This window comes from Pilosibacter rotomagensis, assembly GCF_045062245.2.
In the GTDB taxonomy this organism is placed as follows: Bacteria; Bacillota; Clostridia; order Lachnospirales; family Lachnospiraceae; genus Pilosibacter.
This window is the reverse complement of record NZ_CM170323.1, coordinates 3,661,850-3,682,646: the sequence shown is the minus strand read 5'-3', so window position 1 is coordinate 3,682,646 and position 20,797 is coordinate 3,661,850. Positions and strand designations below refer to the sequence as shown.

At 43.7% G+C, this 20,797-nt stretch carries 18 protein-coding genes; 4 read left to right on the top strand and 14 right to left on the bottom strand.

Annotated elements, in window-relative coordinates; genetic code table 11:
- The first annotated feature begins 15 nt into the window (after positions 1-15).
- From ACI3EW_RS16745 to ACI3EW_RS16730, 4 genes are all read left to right on the top strand, one after another.
- Positions 16-8,346, top strand: coding sequence for an LPD11 domain-containing protein (locus ACI3EW_RS16745; RefSeq protein ID WP_002304391.1), 8,331 nt, complete (start codon positions 16-18; stop codon positions 8,344-8,346).
- The gene (locus ACI3EW_RS16740) at positions 8,346-8,678 is read left to right on the top strand and encodes a plasmid mobilization protein (protein WP_002578947.1); all 333 of its coding nucleotides are present in this window, start codon (positions 8,346-8,348) and stop codon (positions 8,676-8,678) included. Before ACI3EW_RS16745 ends, ACI3EW_RS16740 begins: the two co-directional genes overlap by 1 nt.
- 116 nt (positions 8,679-8,794) lie before the next feature.
- Positions 8,795-9,079 carry a hypothetical protein gene (locus tag ACI3EW_RS16735; RefSeq protein ID WP_002578946.1) on the top strand — a complete coding sequence of 95 codons (285 nt, stop codon included), beginning with the start codon at positions 8,795-8,797 and terminating at the stop codon, positions 9,077-9,079.
- A 62-nt stretch (positions 9,080-9,141) separates the two neighbouring features.
- Positions 9,142-10,554 carry a relaxase/mobilization nuclease domain-containing protein gene (locus ACI3EW_RS16730; RefSeq protein ID WP_002578945.1) on the top strand — a complete coding sequence of 471 codons (1,413 nt, stop codon included), beginning with the start codon at positions 9,142-9,144 and terminating at the stop codon, positions 10,552-10,554.
- A 278-nt stretch (positions 10,555-10,832) separates the two neighbouring features.
- Here the strand turns inward: ACI3EW_RS16730 and ACI3EW_RS16725 are convergent, their stop codons facing one another.
- From ACI3EW_RS16725 to ACI3EW_RS16660, 14 genes are all read right to left on the bottom strand, one after another.
- Positions 10,833-11,702, bottom strand: a complete 870-nt coding sequence (locus ACI3EW_RS16725) for a zinc metalloprotease HtpX (protein ID WP_002588966.1) — start codon at positions 11,700-11,702, stop codon at positions 10,833-10,835.
- A 49-nt stretch (positions 11,703-11,751) separates the two neighbouring features.
- Positions 11,752-12,015, bottom strand: coding sequence for a DUF1292 domain-containing protein (locus ACI3EW_RS16720; RefSeq protein ID WP_002304397.1), 264 nt, complete (start codon positions 12,013-12,015; stop codon positions 11,752-11,754).
- 16 nt (positions 12,016-12,031) lie between these two features.
- Positions 12,032-12,286: a hypothetical protein gene (locus tag ACI3EW_RS16715; protein WP_002588965.1), complete on the bottom strand. Its 255-nt coding sequence runs from the start codon at positions 12,284-12,286 to the stop codon at positions 12,032-12,034.
- A gap of 9 nt (positions 12,287-12,295) precedes the next feature.
- Positions 12,296-13,336 carry a hypothetical protein gene (locus tag ACI3EW_RS16710; protein ID WP_002304399.1) on the bottom strand — a complete coding sequence of 347 codons (1,041 nt, stop codon included), beginning with the start codon at positions 13,334-13,336 and terminating at the stop codon, positions 12,296-12,298.
- A 19-nt stretch (positions 13,337-13,355) separates the two neighbouring features.
- A complete protein-coding gene (locus ACI3EW_RS16705) occupies positions 13,356-14,225 on the bottom strand; it encodes a hypothetical protein (protein WP_002578944.1) in 870 nt (289 codons plus the stop codon).
- A 1,093-nt stretch (positions 14,226-15,318) separates the two neighbouring features.
- Positions 15,319-15,864 (bottom strand): P-loop nucleotide/nucleoside kinase family protein, encoded by a 546-nt coding sequence (locus ACI3EW_RS16700; RefSeq protein ID WP_002304402.1) that lies wholly within the window; start codon positions 15,862-15,864, stop codon positions 15,319-15,321.
- 47 nt (positions 15,865-15,911) lie between these two features.
- Positions 15,912-16,073, bottom strand: a complete 162-nt coding sequence (locus tag ACI3EW_RS16695) for a hypothetical protein (RefSeq protein WP_002304403.1) — start codon at positions 16,071-16,073, stop codon at positions 15,912-15,914.
- Between the two features lies 1 nt (position 16,074).
- Positions 16,075-16,347, bottom strand: a complete 273-nt coding sequence (locus ACI3EW_RS16690; protein WP_000301765.1) for an antitoxin — start codon at positions 16,345-16,347, stop codon at positions 16,075-16,077.
- A 16-nt stretch (positions 16,348-16,363) separates the two neighbouring features.
- A complete protein-coding gene (locus ACI3EW_RS16685; protein WP_000527318.1) occupies positions 16,364-16,573 on the bottom strand; it encodes a peptide-binding protein in 210 nt (69 codons plus the stop codon).
- A 97-nt stretch (positions 16,574-16,670) separates the two neighbouring features.
- A complete protein-coding gene (locus ACI3EW_RS16680; RefSeq protein ID WP_002594335.1) occupies positions 16,671-17,525 on the bottom strand; it encodes a ParA family protein in 855 nt (284 codons plus the stop codon).
- Positions 17,526-17,669: 144 nt separating this feature from the next.
- Positions 17,670-17,954 carry a topoisomerase C-terminal repeat-containing protein gene (locus ACI3EW_RS16675; RefSeq protein WP_073459356.1) on the bottom strand — a complete coding sequence of 95 codons (285 nt, stop codon included), beginning with the start codon at positions 17,952-17,954 and terminating at the stop codon, positions 17,670-17,672.
- Between the two features lie 145 nt (positions 17,955-18,099).
- A complete protein-coding gene (gene erm(B) / locus ACI3EW_RS16670; RefSeq protein WP_002292226.1) occupies positions 18,100-18,837 on the bottom strand; it encodes a 23S rRNA (adenine(2058)-N(6))-methyltransferase Erm(B) in 738 nt (245 codons plus the stop codon).
- Between the two features lie 107 nt (positions 18,838-18,944).
- Positions 18,945-19,328 carry a helix-turn-helix domain-containing protein gene (locus tag ACI3EW_RS16665; RefSeq protein WP_099323097.1) on the bottom strand — a complete coding sequence of 128 codons (384 nt, stop codon included), beginning with the start codon at positions 19,326-19,328 and terminating at the stop codon, positions 18,945-18,947.
- 34 nt (positions 19,329-19,362) lie between these two features.
- Positions 19,363-20,499 (bottom strand): tyrosine-type recombinase/integrase, encoded by a 1,137-nt coding sequence (locus ACI3EW_RS16660; protein WP_002304408.1) that lies wholly within the window; start codon positions 20,497-20,499, stop codon positions 19,363-19,365.
- Positions 20,500-20,797 lie beyond the last annotated feature (298 nt).

Genomic DNA, 20,797 nt, shown 5'->3' with positions numbered 1-20,797 from the left:
GATTGGAGGGATACAATGAACGCAAAAGAGCGATTTTATTCCGGATTAGCAAAAGAAACGATTGGGAAAATCACCTCGAACACAGATAACTGGACTTCGTTTTTGAGAACGATGTCCCGCAACTATGAGTTCACCTATCCGGAACAGGTGATGATTTATGCTCAGCGCCCCAATGCGACCTTTTGCAAGCCCTATGAGGACTGGAACGCTGAAAATTACCGCAGATATGTAAAGCGTGGCTCTACCGGCATTGCTCTGTTTGTGATGAACAGGGATAAACCGTATCTGCGCTATGTGTTTGATGTGGCGGATACCGGCGTTCGCCGTTCTTCCCCGGAACTGAAACCGTGGGAGGTGACGCCTGAAAACCGCTCCTATGTCATGGAAGCGATGGAGCGTACCTTCGGTGTTGCCGCTGACGGGGTACTGGAAGCACAGCTTGAAGATATTGCATCCGCACTGGCGGCTGAGTATTGGGACGATTACAAAAAGCAGTTCCTCGACATCGTTGCCAACAGCTTCCTTGAGGAGTATGATGAACTCAACATCGAAGTAGCTTTCAAAAATGCGGTGGCAAACAGCGTATCCTATACGATGTATTGCCGGTTCGTGGAAAGTCCCGACAACTACTTCGAGCATGAGGATTTCCAGAAGGTGTTTGATTTTAACACCAGACAGACGGTAAATGCCCTTGGTACTGCGGTGAATGCCATCAGCACAAGGATGTTTCAGGAAATCGAAAAAGCGATTGGAGAACATGAGCAGATTAAAGCTACCGAAAGGAGTACAGATTATGAGCGAGATGACTTACAGACAGGCCGGAGATTATCAGATTCCGAACCTTCAGTTGGAGAACGAGGGAGAGAAACCTCTGGGCAAGTACGGCAGGATGCGTCGAGCATTTTTGGAACAGAACAATCCGATGCTCCTGAACGACATGATTCTGACGGAGAGCCTGTTCCCGCACCTGTGGGAGATCGAGGAAACAGCGAAAGCCAGAGTGGAGTTTCTGATGGAGCAGTACCTGAAGGACAGCCCCGCACCGGACAAGGAAACGCAGCAGATGGCGTGGGTGCAGCACATGAACAGCCTGAAAGCACAGGCGGAGGAAGTCGTGATGACGGAGCTTATCAACAGCTGAGTCTGAACCTTTTCCTCTCCGAAAATGAACAAATCAGTTTTATCGACCGAGCAGAGAGCTTTACGCCCTCTGCTTTTTCTTTTGCCCAGGAAGAAATCGACCACTTCCTTCTGCTTGGTAGCAATACCGATGAAGCCCGAAAAGTCGTAGCGCTGGAATATATGAAGCAGAAGCCGTTGGAAGAAATCGTTCAGACCTTAAAGCAGGTCTATCACGGCGGCTATGGTCTGAAAGAAGATAGCGGGAATATCTGTGCGTGGTATGCCGAGGACGGTATCCACCTTGCCAAAGGTTCCTCTGCCATTGACAGCCCCAGAGCGCAGATCGTTTCTTGGGAAACGGTTGCCGAGCGCATTGGAGAACTGCTTGAAAATGGTCGGTTCGCAACTAATGTGGAACTGGTAGAAGCATCCGGATATGAGCGTCAGAAGTTGGCAGAATCCCTGTGGCATCTTTATCACGATTTGAGTGAAGAAGCCCGTTCCAGCAACTATCTGGCAATTCTTCATCAGGAACCGTTTCGTGGTTTCCCTGACGAAACCGCAGACTTGGCTGAAAAGTTGGATGACCCTCGTTTCCACGCAACCTTGGTACAGCAGTATTCGGAATTTAGAAAAACCCTTGCGGAAAATCCCGATCTGCTTCGTTTTCACTATCACAAGCTGAATCTCATTCAGAAACAGCTGTATGAGTTGAATATGCCTTTGCGTGAGTATCAGACCGATATGATGCAGATGCCCCTTGTCCGCCAGTTCATTACGGATGATGAAGTCAATGCAGACTTGACCCGTGGAAGCGGCTTTTCCGGTGGTAAAGCCCGTATTTATAACTACTGGCAGGAGAATCATTCTGCCAAGGAAAAGATGGACTTCCTGAAGCATGAATACGGAACCGGTGGTCATTCCCATGCCTGCTCTGGTGCAACGCACAGCGGTCAGGATCACGATGCCAAGGGTGTTGCTTACACCAAGAGCGGTTGCGATAAATTGCAGATGTCCTGGGCGCAGGTGGTGCAGAGAATCGACGGTCTGATACGAAAGGGACGCTACCTCAGCCCGGAGGAAGAAGCGGAACGACAGGCTATCGAAGAAGCTAAAACTGATCCGTTGGAAGATGTTTATGACCGTTTCGCAGTGATTGATACCGAGGATGGCGAGTATGCGATCTGGGATAATCAGACCGATGACTACTATGTAGACCCGGAAGGCGTTACGGAATACTTCACGGACGAATGGCTTGCCAATGACTATTTGGAGGAAGTTCGTCAGTCCGTAGCTGCGATGGAGTCGGTTCAGCCAGAAGCGCCTGTGGCAGAGCCTGCCGAAGTTGTGGAAGCATCTGCTTCCGAGGAACCGAAATGGAATTATCAGGTCGGTGACACGGTATATCTGGACGATACAGCTTTCCGTGTGGAGCAGATCACGGACAGAGAAGTTCAGCTGCGTGACCCTACGCTTGCTTATCCCATCTTCCGTGCCGAGAATCGTGAGAATTTCGAGCGTATGCTCTCTCAGGACGAAAGAAACCATGCGGTAAGGGTTGATGCCCAAACCGAAGAAAAGCCCGTTACAGAGGATTTTCTGGGCAAAACCGAACCGAGGGACTACACCCCTGAGTATCAGCTGTTAGACCGTCTGCGTATGGACTGCGAATACTTCCTTGGTGCAGGACAGCACAGCGAAAAGCATCTGTGGGCAGGCAACCGCCATGCACAGATTGCCAAGATGCGTGAGCTGTATGAAATGATTCCCGACAAACCAGAATGGCTGACACCTGAGATGATTAACAGCTACGAGGAGCGCATGGCTCCCCGCTATCTGGTTGCCGCCTACCATCACTTTGAAAACGGCTTCGATGATAAACTGGACTACTACACTCTGGAAGAAGCGGAAAAAGCTGCCCAGGGCTATGTGGACGGAACCATGGAGGATGACGGATTCAAGTACGATGGTGCTGCCGTTTACGATCAGCAGGAGCATAAGTGCATCCGTATCTATGGGGACTACCCTGACGAAAAGGCACACGCACAGGTCAGAGCCAGTGCGGAACCCGAACAGCAGGAACCGGAACACTTCATCGATCATTTTTATGTTGCCGAGGACATTCAGAAGCGGGGTGCGCTGGACATCAAGGAATACAGTTCCTTTGATGATGCCCTGCGAGCCTACTATGCACTTCCTGACACGCAGAGAAAAGCCCTGGGTGCAATGAATACCAGAGATCTGCCGGGTAGTCTGGACTTCGTACAGTGCGTAGATGGAAAGGACACCATCATTCAGGATTATGCCCAGGTGGACGGATGGCAGAATGCCGAAGTCATGGACATTATCGCTCAGCTTGAGCAGTCCATCACCACCAGAGAAATCCCACCTGTTCCTGCGGTGAACTTCCACATCACGGATGACAACATCGGTGAAGGTGGACCGAAGCAGAAATTCGCAAGAAACATCGCAGCCATTGAAACTCTGTTCAAACTGGAAAGCGAGAACAGGAACGCCACTACCGAAGAACAGGAGATTTTGTCGAATTATGTCGGTTGGGGCGGTCTGGCAGATGCCTTTGACCCGGACAAGGGAAATTGGGCGAAGGAGTATCAGACACTGAAAAACCTGCTTTCCGAAGATGAATATGCTGCGGCAAGAGCTTCCACCCTGAACGCACATTACACCAGCCCTACGGTCATTCGCTCCATCTACGATGCGGTCGGACAGATGGGCTTTGAAACAGGAAATATTCTGGAGCCTGCTATGGGTATCGGCAACTTCTTTGGTATGCTCCCTCCTGAAATGCAGAGCAGCCGTTTGTATGGTGTGGAACTGGATTCCATCACCGGCAGAATTGCTCAGAAGCTCTATCCCAACGCAGAAATCAAAGTAGCCGGTTTTGAAACGACAGACCGCCGAGACTTTTACGATCTGGCTGTGGGTAATGTCCCTTTCGGCAACTACAAAGTGTCCGACAAGCCGTATGACAAGCTGGGATTCTCCATTCACAACTATTTCTTTGCCAAGGCTTTGGATCAGGTTCGTCCCGGTGGTGTGGTCGCTTTTGTGACAAGCCGTTACACCATGGATTCCAAGAACTCTGACGCAAGGCGATATATGGCGCAGAGGGCGGAACTGCTTGGTGCAATCCGTCTGCCAAACGATGCCTTTAAGAAAAACGCAGGCACGGAAGTCGTGTCCGACATCCTGTTCCTGCAAAAGCGTGACCATCCGATTGACATTGTACCGGAATGGGTAAACCTTGACCGCACCGAAGAAGGACACACCATGAACAGCTACTTTGTCGCTCATCCTGAAATGGTTCTGGGCGATACGGTGGAAGAAAGTACCGCCTACGGCATGGACATTACAGTGCGTCCCATTGAGGGCATGGAACTGTCCGAACTTCTGAAAGAAGCAGTTTCCCACATCCAAGGAACCTATCAGGCTGTGGAGCTTCCCGAAGCTGACAAGGGTAAGGAAATCGAAACCATTCCTGCAACCCCGGATGTAAAGAATTTCTCTTATACCGTGGTGGATGGCAATGTGTACTTCCGTGAAAACTCCCTGATGCGCCGTGTAGACCTGAATGAGAAAGCAAAAGACCGTGTGATGGGCATGGTGGAACTTCGTGGTATCGTCAACGAGCTGATCGAATATCAGCTTGAGGATTACCCGGATGAAATGATTACTCAGAAACAGGCAGAACTGAATGATGCCTACGATGCGTTTGCCGCAAAGAACGGGCTTATCAATAATCGAGCCAATGGTCAGGCATTTGCTGACGATTCCTCCTACTATCTCCTGTGTTCTCTGGAAAATGTGGATGAGGACGGCAATCTGAAAAGCAAGGCGGATATGTTCACCAAGCGAACCATCAAGCCGGAACGCAGAGTGACGAGCGTGGATACGCCGTCCGAAGCTCTGGCAATCTCTATCGGTGAGCGTGGCAAGGTGGATTTGCCGTTTATGGCACAGCTGCTTGGAACACCTGGAGAATACGATGCGATTCAGGCAGAGCTTCGAGGGGTGATCTTCAAAGACCCGATGGCTCCCGATGCTGTGGAAGTTGGATGGCAGACTGCCGATGATTACCTTTCCGGTGATGTAAGAAGCAAGCTGCGTGTCGCACAGATGGCGGCAGACAGGGATTCTTCCTTCCACATCAATGTGGAAGCCTTGCAGAAAGCACAGCCGAAGGACTTGGATGCGTCCGAGATTGATGTGCGTTTGGGTGCAACATGGATTGATGCCGATTATATTCAGCAGTTCATGGAGGAAACCTTTGAAACGCCGTATTACTTGCGCCGTTCCATTGAGGTCAAGTTCTCCGAGCTGACCGCAGAGTGGCGCATCAACGGTAAGAGTTCTCCCAACTACAACGATGTGGCGGCGTATGTCACCTACGGTACAGAGCGAGCCAACGCATATCGGATTCTGGAGGAAACGCTGAATCTGAAGGATATTCGTATCTATGATACGATTGAAGATGCAGATGGTAAGCAGAAGCGTGTCCTCAATAAAAAAGAAACTACCCTGGCACAGCAGAAACAGCAGGCAATCAAGGATGCGTTCCGAGATTGGATTTGGAGAGATCCGCACAGACGAGAAACCCTTTCCACCAAGTACAACGAACTTTTTAACTCCACCAGACCTCGTGAGTATGATGGCTCTCATATCCGTTTCGGCGGCATGAACCCGGATATTACCCTCCGTGAACACCAGAGAAATGCTATCGCTCATGTGCTATATGGTGGAAATACGCTGCTTGCACACGAAGTTGGTGCGGGCAAGACCTTCGAGATGGCTGCATCGGCTATGGAGAGTAAACGGCTTGGATTGAGCCAGAAATCCCTGTTCGTTGTGCCGAATCACTTGACCTTACAGTGGGCAAACGAGTTCCTGCACCTCTATCCGAGTGCCAAGCTCCTTGTTGCCACCAAGAAGGATTTTGAAACAGCAAACCGTAAGAAGTTCTGCGCTCGTATCGCAACGGGTGACTATGATGCAGTCATCATCGGTCACAGCCAGTTTGAAAAAATCCCGCTTTCTGCCGAACGACAGGAACGGCAGCTGCGGGAGCAGATTGATGAGATCGAGGGTGCGATTGCGGAGCTGAAATGGCAGCGTGGCGAAAACTTCACGATCAAGCAGATGGAGAAAACACGAAAATCATTGGAAGCCAGACTGGACAAGCTCCTTGCCGCTGACAAGAAAGATGATGTCATTACCTTTGAGCAGTTGGGTGTAGACCGGCTGTTTGTGGACGAAAGCCATGCGTTCAAGAATTTGTTCCTCTACACAAAAATGCGAAATGTGGCAGGTCTGTCCACCTCCGAAGCCCAGAAATCTTCGGATATGTTTATGAAGTGCCGCTATATGGATGAGCTGACCGGCGGGCGTGGTGTGATCTTTGCAACCGGTACTCCAGTAAGTAACTCGATGACCGAGCTTTATACGGTCATGCGCTATCTCCAGTACAGTACGCTCCAGCAAAAGAACCTGACCCATTTTGATTCCTGGGCATCGACCTTCGGAGAAACAACAACTGCGATTGAGCTTGCACCGGAGGGAACCGGCTATCGTGCCAGAACCCGATTTGCGAAGTTCTTCAACCTGCCTGAACTGATGAATATGTTCAAGGAGGTTGCCGACATCAAGACCTCTGACCAGTTGCATCTCCCTGTTCCCGAAGCAAAGTTTGAAACGGTTGTGGTTCAGCCCTCTGAGTACCAGAAGGATATGGTGGCTTCCCTTTCAGAGAGAGCAGCAGATGTTCATGCCGGTATTGTAGACCCGTCCGTCGATAATATGCTCAAGATTACCAGCGACGGACGAAAATTGGGACTGGATCAGCGGCTAATGAACACCCTGTTACCCGATGACCCTGACAGCAAGCTCAATGCCTGCGTGGGAAATATCCTGCGTATCTGGCAGGACGGTCAGGCTGACAAATTGACCCAGTTGGTGTTCTGCGACCTTAGCACACCGAAAAATGATGGAACCTTCAATGTCTATGATGATGTCAAAACCAAGCTGATTGCAAACGGTGTGCCTGCGGAAGAAGTTGCCTTTATCCATGATGCAGATACCGAGGCAAAGAAAAAAGACCTCTTTGCCAAGGTTCGTACCGGGCAGGTGCGAGTGCTTCTTGGCAGTACGCAAAAGATGGGTGCAGGAACCAACGTCCAGGACAAATTGGTGGCAGTTCACCACTTGGATGTGGGTTGGCGTCCGTCTGATATGACCCAGAGAAACGGTCGTATCATCCGTCAGGGCAACCGGAACAAAGAGGTTCAGGTGTATCAGTATGTGACCGAGGGAACCTTCGATGCCTACCTGTATCAGACCTTGGAAAACAAGCAGAAGTTTATTTCTCAGATTATGACCTCCAAATCACCGGTTCGCTCCTGTGACGATGTGGATGAGCAGGCGCTGTCCTATGCGGAGATCAAGGCGCTGTGTGCCGGCAATCCGCTTATCAAGGAAAAGATGGACTTGGACATTGATGTGGCAAGGCTGAAGGTGCTGAAAGCTGACCACCAGAGCCAGCAGTACCGTATGGAAGATAAGCTTCTGAAATACTTCCCGGCTGAGATTGAAAAGCAGACAGGCTATATTCATGGCTTTGAAGCTGATATTAAAACCGTGGAAGCACACCCGCAGATTGCCGATGGCTTTTGCGGCATGGAAATCATGGGCAAAGCCTACACCGAAAAGGCAGATGCCGGTGAAATCCTCCTTGCGGCTTGTAAGGACACGAAAAGTGCCGATCCGGTTCCTCTTGGCAGTTACCGTGGCTTTCAGATGGAGCTTTCGTTTGACAGTTTCCGGAACGAGTTCGATGTGACCCTGAAGGGCGCTGTGAGCCACAGAGTAGCCCTTGGAACGGACGCACGAGGAAATATCACCCGACTGGACAATGCCCTTGCAGGCATCCTTGAGCGCTTAGAACGAGCCAATGAGCAGTTGAATAATCTCTACAATCAGCAGGAAGCAGCCAAGGCGGAGGTTGGAAAACCGTTCCCGCAGGAAGCAGAGCTGACAGCCAAAAGTCAGCGACTGGCAGAACTGGATGCAGCCCTGAATATGGAGGACTCTGTGGAAAATCGTGACGAAAGAAGCGAGTCAGAGCGTCCTTCTGTGTTGGCTGATCTGAAATCCAAAGCGGAGCATATCCCGCCTGCAAAATACTCTGAAACCCGTGAGGAGGTGTTGTAATGGCAAAGCGAGATCAGGATGTTCATTTCCTTGCATCCAAGGAGGAGGTCGAGCGAATCCATGAGAAGATGGACGAGCTTGGCATCCGCAGCATGGGAGCCTATCTGCGGAAAATGGCTCTGGATGGTTACTGTATCAGACTGGATTTGCAGGATGTGAAAGCCCTGGTTTCGCTCCTGCGAATCTGCTCCAACAACCTGAACCAGTACGCAAAGCGAGCGAACGAAACAGGCAGCATCTATCGTGCTGACATTGAGGATTTGCAAAAACGGCTGGAGGAGATCTGGACGGACATGAGAGAAGTTCTTGTTCGCCTGTCCTCAATCCAGTAATCCGACAACTTGTTGGGAAGTCGCAGTTTCGGCTGCGGCTTTTACATAAGGGTTGACATCATTGCGTTATGGCAGATACCCTTGTACAATATAATTAAAAGAAAGGGGTTGAGCCTATGAAGCTGGTATTGAAGATATTGGCACTGCCGGTGCTGTTCGTTGTAAAAGTGATTTGCATTCTTGGAAATCTGCTTACAAATGTTGTGTCCTATGTAATTGGTTTATTGCTCTTGGTCATTGGCGGATCTGCGATTTACTGCATTGTAAAGGCTTTGTGGCAGTCCCTGCTTATTCTTGTGGTTCTTGGAATTGCGACAATAGCAGCGGTGTTCTTGCTCGTCTGGGCTGTTATGAAAGTCGAGAATATTGGAGAAAGTCTGGGAGCATTTATCAGGTCATAAGATAATATCAGAGAAAAGTCACCGACCGGTGGCTTTTTCTTTTTGGGAAGGAAGTGATGGGAATGGCAGCGACAAGATTGATTGCACTCCATGTGAATAAGGGAAAGACGGTCGCTCAATGTTTGGCAGACAGAACCGACTACTCACAAAATGCCGCAAAAACCAATGATGGCGAATTTATCAGTTCCTATGAGTGTGATCCAAAGACAGCAGATGAGGAATTTCTGCTTTCCAAACGGCAGTATCAGCATATTACCGGCAGACAGCAGAAGAACAATATCATCGCATACCAGATACGCCAGTCCTTTAAGCCGGGAGAAATCACCCCGGAAGAAGCGAACCAAGTCGGCTATGAAACAGCGATGCGATGGACAAAGGGAAAACACGCTTTCATCGTTGCGACCCACATCGACAAATCCCACATTCACAATCATATCATTTATAATTCGACCTCGCTGGATGCCACACGGAAATTCAAAAACTTCTTTCTTTCCGGTCTGGCGGTGCAAAGACTCAGTGATATGGTTTGCCTGGAACACGGGCTGTCCATTATTACACCGAAGCCGTATCGGGAGCGCCAGAAAAGAACTGTTTATCCCAAGAAGCGTACCCAGCGTGACGAATTATGTGATGCGATTGATGCGGTGCTGAAGCAGAAACCAAAGAGCTTTGATGGCTTTGTTCAGGCTCTGGCTGACATGGGATTTGAGTTCAAGGATGGAAAGCAGCCTGCGTTCAAGGGCGAGAATCAGAAGCGTTTCATTCGGCTGCGTTCCCTGGGCGAAGGATATAGCAAAGAGGAAATTCAAGCGGTTATCTCCGGCAAGAACCTGCACAAATCAAAAGGCGGCTCTGCCAAGGCTCCTGCCCCGAAGCAGTTCCAGATGCTGATTGATATTCAGGCAAAGATGGCCGAGGGCAAGACGGTCGGTTATGAAAAGTGGGCGAAGAAGTTCAACCGAAAAGAAGCTGCCCGAACGGTAATCCTACTGAAAGAAAAAGGCTTGGGCAACTACGACGATCTGACTGCTCATATTGAAAATCTGTCTGCCCGGTTCGATGCGCTTTCTGATTCTATCAAGGTCGCAGAGAAACGTATGGTTGAGGTTCAGGCGTTGCAGCAGCACATCAAAAATTATCGCAACACAAGGCAAATTTATATCGAGTACCGCAAGTCTGGATATAGCAAAAAATTCTTTGAAGAACACCGTCAGGAAATCACAATTCATAAAGCGGCGAAGCAAGCCTTTGATGAATTGCAGATTACAAAGCTCCCGTCCATGCAATCATTGTATGAGGAGTTTCATCAGCTGGCAGTCCAGAAAAAGCAGGACTACGCTGAGTACCGTCAGATCAGAAAAGAGAAAGAAGAACTGCTGATTGCCAAACGGACGGTTGAAACGATTTTGAATATCGACAGGCAGAAAGAGCAGGAAAAAGAGAAAGAGAAAGAGGAAAAGAAGAACTTCCGTTAAAGCAAAAAGCCACGGTCTGCACTCCCCAAAGGGTGCGGATCGTGGCTGCTTTTTTGCTTTTCGATTTCGGTGCTTTCAACCATGGGCAAATTTTTATTCTACTGTTCTTTGAGAAACGATTGAAAATCGTGTAGCCATCATCGGCAGATGATGTTCAAAGGGGATTGGGGATGCTTCCCCAACAAGCAAATTTGCGAAGATTGCACCGAAGGGAAAATCGAGAAAATGAGTGAACCTGTACAGGTTTACACTGCTTGCCAATTTGTGAGATTATGAATTTAGTATCGAGAATAGGGTACACCTAAATTTTGCAATGCTGCAACCCTATCATCGTTGCATGGATGAGTTGAGTATATTGCACTGAGAAAACCATCATGCGGAACATCTGAGATATGTTGGTCTAATACCGTCGCTAATTCAAGACCAAAACCAATTTTATAAGCAAATTCATCAGCCAGATACTCATTTTGTCTCATAGACCACATCAGAAAAAGCATACAGAACTTTACCCATAACCAAGAAAGTGCTGTTGATATTCCTGCGAAAACTGCGGTAATTATACCCATTACACCACTACGAGAGCATATTGCGAACAGCCCCATGATTGCAGAAAAAATCCAGTAGGATATTTTGATTAACAGGAGGCACCCGGATATAAATATATTGCCCCCGCCAATCAATAATTGGATAACAGTATGTCCGTATGAGAGATGTCCGATCTCATGGGCGAGAATTCCAAGTATCATATCATCGGAGAGTAAAAGCAATCCGTCAGTTATGCATAGTGTTTGCCTACCTAGAGCAAATGCATTTGGAGCAGGATCATGGATAATCTTCACTTTCACTTTTTTAGGACAGTATGATGTGTTCTCTTTTGCTTTATCTAAAACATATTGAACCAGCGGGACAACTCGAAGTTTTATATCTACTCTTTTTATATCGCTTGCTCCTGCGAAGGCAGCCAGGCACATTTCGCCTAATGGGGATAAGCTGATAGCTACTGTGAAAAAGTAAATACAAATCAGTTCAACAATGCTTCCTGACGAACCGAACACAGCAACAATCAGCAGAATATTAAGAGTAAAGAACAGAAGAGTTCCTAAGTTTGAGAAGCGAACAATTCTGCCTACACGATGCCAAATATCCATAATGCACCCCCCTTTTATCGTGTTGTTGGTTTGAGCTTGCATTGTTTAATTACTCAAATGTAAAGAAATCTTTGTTTCGCTCTTTGAACAGAGCAAAGACAGTCTCTAACACAAATTCGTTTTCAACACCAACATATTCTTCTGTTTCATCGTCAATTTCTTTCAGCTGCAAAATAACAACTTGCCCATCCGAATCTCCAATAGGAAGCAGGACAACATATTCGTTCTGGCGATACGGTATTAAGTCAAGAAATTCAAATTCAACTTCGTTCCCATTCTCATCATTCAAAGTTATAATGTTGTCTTCATCCATGTCGTCGTTCCTTTTCTTAATATAAATAATTATCGTTGATAATGATGCCTAATAGTTCAAAGAGATTATCCTTTTTGGAAAGAATGCATTTTTTCATGGCTTGTTTAATTTGTTCCGTTGAAATGCTATCAGGCAACATTTCCCTTGGGACACCATGACCGAATTGCCGAAAATACTGTTCTTCGATTTCATAATACTCATTATCAATTTTCGGTTCAGGTGTATTAAGGAAGCTATTCATAAAATCTGCAACGCTCTTGTTTTTGTCCATTGTATGCACCTACCTTTCTCTGCTCAAGACCCTAACATGATTATCTGGTCTAATAGAATCAATCATTGAAGAAAAAATACCAAACGCTGTAGGAAAGAAATTTGCTAATAGCTCTAATTTGCCTTGGTCTCCCATAGACGCTTCAAAAAAGTGGGCAAAGGCTTCTGCTTGTAGATTGCCCGGTCTCGTCCAATAGTTCCTTGAGTGACCATAATTTCCGTGCAATTGACCATTTGTTGTCGCATCAATTAAGTCCGAGAAGGAGTGAGCTGAATCCTGCCTAATACGGGTCAGAAAAGCAGTTTGCTTTTCCACTGGAAGATTGTTATATAAGCTCAGGATTCTTTGTCCGTCCTCAACCAGTGCCTCAGCAAATTCTGGAGTATTGGATAGATTGCTCCGATAGTTGCACGAAGCATGGTCGATCATGTGAGCAAGCTCGTGGAAATAAGTTGTTCCTGCACCTCTTGGATTTGTCATATCAGAAGCTGCATTGTAGTAGACTCCTCGTGAATGCCCTATATAATTTCCCGGTGAGTAATGTGCTGTCTGATCCGGTGGATATTCAGAATCTTGTATCATCAGTTTACCAGCGAAATGGTCAAACACTTCTCTGACATTCTGCTCTGCATTTTCATGGCGTTGTGATATAACAGCGATATATCCGTCTGGTGTGCTACCTTGGGTTAGCACGCCAAGGCAATACTGATAAGACGAATTACCAACATTAGGTGTTTGCAGACCCTGGAGGAAAGAATTTCGTGCAGAAGGAGTGTCCAAATTAACATTATCATATTCTTGTACACTTTTGGCAAGTGAAGCAACGTATTTTTCGGCCTGAAGCATAATCTGTAAAATATCATTCAGGGCTTTGTTGCAATCTTTTACGATAGTTCCCAGCTCATCGTACTTCTTGTCATTCCATCCAATTCCCAATTGCTGATATTTCATCTTCACAGAACTTCTTGTAGTTTCGATAGAAGAAATGGAGGTCCGCATATTTTTCAGTATTGTCAGTAATTGAGTTGCATCAGCATTTACGTTGCTCAAACACTCACCTCCTCATTTGTTAATCATTTCGAGTGTAGCTACCTGTTACTAAAACCGGGATATATGTATCAAGCGATTGAGCTGCAAGTGTTCGATGTCGCCCATCACTCTGAAATACATAATAAGAACCTACCTGCGCAACCTGGACAGGATTATTGTAATAGCTACGAATGGTATCATCTAACACTGGGTTTTGTGAAAGCTCATCCAAAGACATTCCTGACTCAGTATTTTGACGAACATCTTGGATGTGCGAAGCTCGCCTTAGAATGTTTTCTCTCGACCATCCCTCTCGACCATTCCGTGTCCAAAATCCTTCCGGGTTCCCAAGTTCTCGGTCACTGAGATAAACTCCTTCAATATCCCTTGCTCTAACGTATACGAGTTCTGGATTTTCATTTCGAGAAAAGGTATAGTTCCCGTTCTCCCAATAATCTCGATATTCTTCATAGTGATTTCCACGGGAAAAATATCGTTCAGCTGATAGTCTGTCTTGAACAAATGCAAGATTAGAACCAAAGGTATTTGACTCAAAGGTGGTTGTATCTGCACTTGATGGTGTAACAGCAAAACTACTGGTCTGAGGTGTGCTTGCAGATATTCCATTTGTAGATCCTAGTTGAACACTTTCGTATTCACTAAGGCTCTTGGCGAGTAAAGCCACATATTTTTCTGCTTGAAGCATAATTACCAATATGTCATTGAGAGCCTTGTTGCAGTCTCTTACAACCACGCCCAACTCGTTGTATTTTTTATCTTGCCATCCAGCACCTAACTGTTCATATTTCATCTTTACAGATTTTTTGGTAGTTTCGATGGAGGAAATGGAATCCTGCATTTTTTTCAGCATTGCGAATAGCTGAACGGAGTCAGCATTTACCATACTCATTTCATCACCTCCTGGCAGCGGATTTTGTGAAGTGCAAAGCGGCGATGTGTCAGGAAAGTCTGACACATCACTGCTTCGGCAAGATTTAATTTAGAGAGGAAAGAAATTGTTCCAACTCAGCAGCGGTCGGTGCAATGTACGGTTTCATCTGGTAAGTATCCTTAACACCGTCTGTGAAGTATACGCTCCTTTCTTTTTTCGTTTTGTTGGTTCATTTTCGCCAGTGTGTTCGTGTCGTTTGCTGTGACGAGAACGCAACATAGACACAAAGAAAACACAAGGGCGAGCTTGCTCGTTTATATACCCTTGTGTTTTCGACTGGATATGTTAAGGTAACAAACAGTAAATGACACGTTACAGACTGCAAAATGTACCAACTGAAAAAAGAAAGAATACCGTTGTGTGCTTTATTTCTCGATCAGCTTTTCAAACATGAGGAAAGGTTTTTATAAAAAAAGAGTAGTTACCGTTTTTTGGTAACTACTCTTTTCCTTTTTTAAGGTTTAAAGTCCTGGAAGTTTAGGTGTTTTGGGTATTGGTGGTGTAGGTAGCTGCAAGCTTTCCAATTTTTGTTGAATTGCTTTAAATTCAGGGGTTTCTTGGTGTTGATTTTGAACCATTTTTTGCTCTATTCTCTCCAAAGTCGGTTGAATTTCTTTCCCTGATACTTTACGATTTAATTCTCTTTCTAAGGTCTCTTTCGGACTAATGGAAGGCGTTTCTAAACTTGAATAGAAGTTTCACTCCTTCTCTATTATAAAGCCTTATATCGCTAAATAAGCCCGTTTTATGAAGGGTTTCTAAGCTGAAATGAACGGGTTTACACCCGGCCTTGACCTCCGCCCGCTGTCCCGCTGAATGGGTGGACAAGGCGGCCAATCCCTCAAAGTGCTTGGACGCTCTCTTTCTGATTTTGGAGCGTTTCTTTTCTAAAAATTGAAATGGGCGGGAAGCCATTTTAGGGCTTTCCCGCCTTGATTACTTTTTAGCAAAGACGGGCGTGACTGTCAACGGCGGCGCATGAAATGCGCCGTTCATCTTGACCGTTGACTGGCTCGGCTGGCTTTGCTATCTTCCTGACAAATGGGAATGTCTAAGATAGTAAAGACGTCCCACATGCAACTCTTTCTTTTATTGCGGAAACCGTATCTTTAATTGTGAATGTAGTTGTGTCTATGACATTTGATTCATATATCCCCAAACCGGAAAATTGCTCCCACATTGTTTCCACTAATTCAATATTTGTTTTTCTATCTAATTTTGAGCGTTCCACAGCTCGCTTCATAGTTTCTTTTTTACTCGCTCTTAATACAATATAGTGTACCTCGTAATCTTCTTGGGCAAGAGCTTTCCATGGCTCCAAAAACCATGGCCCGACAATCCCATCTACAATTACATCATATCCGCCACGAGCATATCGCTTTGCAGCTTCTAAAAAGGCTTCAATGACAACCAGATTTTGCTTGTTGGATTCTGGCAAATGTGGTGGTATTGCGCCTTTGCTTAAGTAATGAAAAAAGTCATCGGTGTGCATATGCACTGATTTATCCATATCTGATTCCTTTGCGACAATTGACGCAGTTGTTGTTTTTCCTGTCCCCGGTGAGCCTGTAATCACAATAATTCTTCCTTGATTCATCTGTATTTTCCCTCACAATTTGAATTTATCACTTTGTTCCTGCCTGCTCAATCATCTTCTTCGCAAACTGGTTTTCCCTGACCCTGATTGCCCACCAAGTAAAAAAGCGGTTGGCGATTCAACCGCTTTTTTACTTGAACCAATTCTTCTAAATTATCATTTAAGCGATTCTCAAACTGTTTGTCAGTAAAATTGACTATATTTGCCATATTAAGCCACTTTCTCTTTATTCAAAACTTGTTTTGAGTAACGATTCATTGACCGCCAATACTCATGAACGGCTTGTAATTCTTCTAAAGAATAATCAAAAAGATTTACACGTTTTGCAAGCTTTAATTGGTTTAATAAATTGACTTCCAATAATTGAGAGTCATTTTTATTTAATTCATGGTTCAAAACATAGTTTAATACTCGATTATAAACGCTTGCCGATAATTCGTTAATGATCTCTATTTCAAATGTTTTTTCATACGTAACTGCCATTTCATTTTCACTCCTTTTAAAGTTTGTCAGGTAAATATTTCCGTATATATTCTTCTAAGGCTTGATCCATAACTTCTTTTACGTTTCCGCCATTCTTTGCTGTTTCGATTTTTATGATATGGTGCAAGTCAGCACGAACACGAACCGTCTTATCTCCCATTATATCTTTTTTTGCACTGATTGGTGTATCATTTCGTTTTGCTTTTTGTGCGCCTAAATTTCCCACAATCACTCACTTCTTTCTATTTCTTCTTATTCTTATTTTATCATCAACAATCACAAATCACAAGTGATTTGTGATTAATCACTTGTGATTTGTGATTCTATTCTTTTTCGTTTTCTAATTGAATGATTCGCTCAAGCATTTCAAAAAATACGTTCTCATACATGGATAAAACTTTTTTGTCATAGCCTTTGTGTTCTGTAATTCCGTTTTTAGACCAGGTACTTACTTTATTACTTCGCTTGATAATATTTTGGAAAACCAAGTTATCTTCTTTATGTTGCTTGTACAGTTCTTCCAGGTTTGATTTTATCGTTGCGCTGTCCGTATCAACTAAATAAGGAACAAAACCGATCATATCTAGTCCAGGGTTAAACTGTTCTTGTAAATCAATCAAATAGGAAATATAGTTTTGAATGTTGTTTGTACTTTCTTCTTCTGCTTGTAAAGGGATCATAACGTAATCACTTGCCACGATTGCATTATTTGTATAAACGCTTGGCGTTGGTACAGTATCAATAATAATGAGATCATAGTCACTTTTTAAAGGTGCTAAAAGAGTAGCAAGCAATCTACTTTCATTTTCAAAAGTCCATGAGCGAGTTAATTTTGGCAGTAACATCAAATCAAACGTGCCAGGGATCAAGTCTAAATTATCAGTCAAATGAACAATAGAAGAAGCCAAGTTTCCATTTTTCAGTCCTTCATAAAAATTAACACGTGGCAATTCTACCTTAAATGTTTTTGCTAAGTCTTTTGTCAATGTTGCTTGTAAGTCCTTATCGATCATTAAAACTTTTAAATTAAATTTGTCTGTCAAGTAAGCAAACATAGTCGATAATTTTGACTTTCCAACACCACCTTTAAAATAATTGTTTAAGATAACAATCGCTTCATTTTTACTGTTTAAAATACGTCTTAATTCTTCAAGTATTTTGAGTTCTTCCTTCTCCATAACTACGCCCCATTCTTTTTTTGTATAGTAATATTGTATCATTAGGAATCACAAATCACAAGTGATTTGTGATTAATCACTTGTGATTTGTGATAAGTGATTTGTGATTAATATATAAAAGCCCTCTTTAAAGGGCTTTTATGCTTATTTTGAAAAAGAGATAAAATCAATATATCCCTTTTCTCCGATTTTTACAACGGCATTGTAGGACTTTCTATCTTTCGTTTTGATTCCTTTTACCAGGGTTTCTTTTCCCTCTAGTAATTCTTTTACATTTGTTTTGGTGAGTTTTTTCTTTCTAAAATGTTCAGCTAAAGTGAAGGTACATTCAGGATAATTTGAACAACCATAAAACGATTTTTTTAATACAATATTGTTGCCACACTTAGGACATTTTCCTACAAGGGGTCCCGAGCGCTTAGTGGGAATTTGTACCCCTTATCGATACAAATTCCCCGTAGGCGCTAGGGACCTCTTTAGCTCCTTGGAAGCTGTCAGTAGTATACCTAATAATTTATCTACATTCCCTTTAGTAACGTGTAACTTTCCAAATTTACAAAAGCGACTCATAGAATTATTTCCTCCCGTTAAATAATAGATAACTATTAAAAATAGACAATACTTGCTCATAAGTAACGGTACTTAAATTGTTTACTTTGGCGTGTTTCATTGCTTGATGAAACTGATTTTTAGTAAACAGTTGACGATATTCTCGATTGACCCATTTTGAAACAAAGTACGTATATAGCTTCCAATATTTATCTGGAACATCTGTGGTATGGCGGGTAAGTTTTATTAAGACACTGTTTACTTTTGGTTTAGGATGAAAGCATTCCGCTGGCAGCTTAAGCAATTGCTGAATCGAGACTTGAGTGTGCAAGAGCAACCCTAGTGTTCGGTGAATATCCAAGGTACGCTTGTAGAATCCTTCTTCAACAATCAGATAGATGTCAGACGCATGGCTTTCAAAAACCACTTTTTTAATAATTTGTGTGCTTAAATGGTAAGGAATACTCCCAACAATTTTATACCTCTGTTTGTTAGGGAATTGAAACTGTAGAATATCTTGGTGAATTAAAGTGACACGAGTATTCAGTTTTAATTTTTCTGACGATAAGTTGAATAGATGACTGTCTAATTCAATAGACGTTACCTGTTTACTTATTTTAGCCAGTTTCGTCGTTAAATGCCCTTTACCTGTTCCAATTTCGTAAACGGTATCGGTTTCTTTTAAATTCAATTGTTTTATTATTTGGTTGAGTACTTTTTCACTCGTTAAAAAGTTTTGAGAATATTTTATATTTTTGTTCATGTAATCACTCCTTCTTAATTACAAATTTTTAGCATCTAATTTAACTTCAATTCCTATTATACAAAATTTTAAGATACTGCACTATCAACACACTCTTAAGTTTGCTTCTAAGTCTTATTTCCATAACTTCTTTCATTTGGGAATAATTCAAGCTGGCGAATCATATAATGTGTACTTGGAATGTAATCAAAATAAAACAATAGTGCTAGATATAAACTCCATGGAATTGGGCGTGTCCGATTTTCGTAGGCACTATAAGTTTGTCGTGAAATACCAACAGCCGAAGCAATTTCTTCTTGTGATGCACCAACTTTTCCTCTGAGTGCGGGTAACTCAATCGCCAATTGAGTGGCCAAGTTCTCTTTCTCATCTTTACTAAAATTCCAAAACTGCTTATAAGCATCTCGCCCTACAAATTGAATCAATAAATCTCCTCCTGGGTATACTCTTTCGTAGAGTACATTACTCCACGAAAAAACACCGCCAAACACTGAAAACTCAGCATTATTTGACGGTGTTGACAATTTATTTGACGGCTAATAAATCAGAAAGCCGTTGCATATTTTCTCTTTTTAAATCCATGGATGGGTGTACATAGCGATTCATTGTAATATTCACGCTGGCATGACCCAATATTTCGCTGAGACTTTTTACATCGAATCCAAGCTCTATGCACCTTGTAGCAAATGTATGACGTAACGAGTGATAATTTGCGGAGGTGATTCCGCTGTTTTTCAATACCTTCTTAAAATGATTTTGCATGGTTCTTGGTTCTAATGGATTCTGATCGCTATTGGTTAGGATGTAGCCAGTAGAAGAAGCTTTGTGTGCTGTAAGAATAGTCATTAAGCCATGGGGTACTGGAATAGTACGGATGGAGCAAGCACTTTTTGGTGTGGTAACAACAATCCTTGTCTTGTATTCACTGTTGGTTCTATCTTGGATTCTCTGGAGCGTTTGATGCACGTGGATTGTGTAATCTGAGAATGAAACATCTTCCCATCGTAACGCACAAATTTCACCTACTCTGAGACCAGTGAATAAACATACTAATATACCAATATTGCAGGAATCAAGATTAGAATACAAGTATTGGCATAATTTTTCCTGTTCAGCACGACTCAAAACTCTCATTTCCTTCGTTTGACGTTTTATCTGTATAGATCGTGCGTCACAAGAAATGGCTTTCCCGTTTCGGGTGGCAAATTGTAAGACATTTCGAATTAGAGATAAAATATCTGAAACAGTTTTAGAGGAAAGTCCATTCTCCTTTAATCCACCAGAAACAAGGAAAAAATTACACTGCGTTTCAATAAACTCGTGTGTTATATCACGCAATTGTTTGCTTCCGAACACAGGAAGTATATACGAGCTGAGAAGATTCCTATATTTGTTGCTTGTAGATTCCTTCACTTTAGGACATATAGCTTGAAACCATTCCATAGCAACCTGTTCAAATTGATCTGAGCTAATTTCTGGATCGACAGTGACAGAATTACTCGTGCACGAACTTTGACTGATAAGTTTTGCCTTGACTTCTCGATATGACTTTGCATAAACATAACCGTAATTGGCTTTGCCTGTAGAAGATCGGGACTTAATGTATCTTCCTTCCCATCTGCCGTCTTTCCTTTTGTAAATATTTTCTCCTTTTCGTGCCATAAGGTACACCTCCTTCAATATGACTATAATTCTGACGGCAAATTGTGACTTTGGAACTTTCTAAGATGGATTTTTGTGCAAAACCTCGTGTTTTATGTCCCTAACATATTGACAAACAGTGCGACAATTTGTAAAATAAAGATATAAACTAAAAAAAACAGAGAAGAATGCGATTCGTGGAGTAATGTACTCTACGAATTTTTTATTTTAAAGAACCTCAAGATAGCTCATATTGTCGTCTTGGGGTTCTTTTCATTCTATCATTTAATGCAATCTGCCTATAAAATTTTATCATATT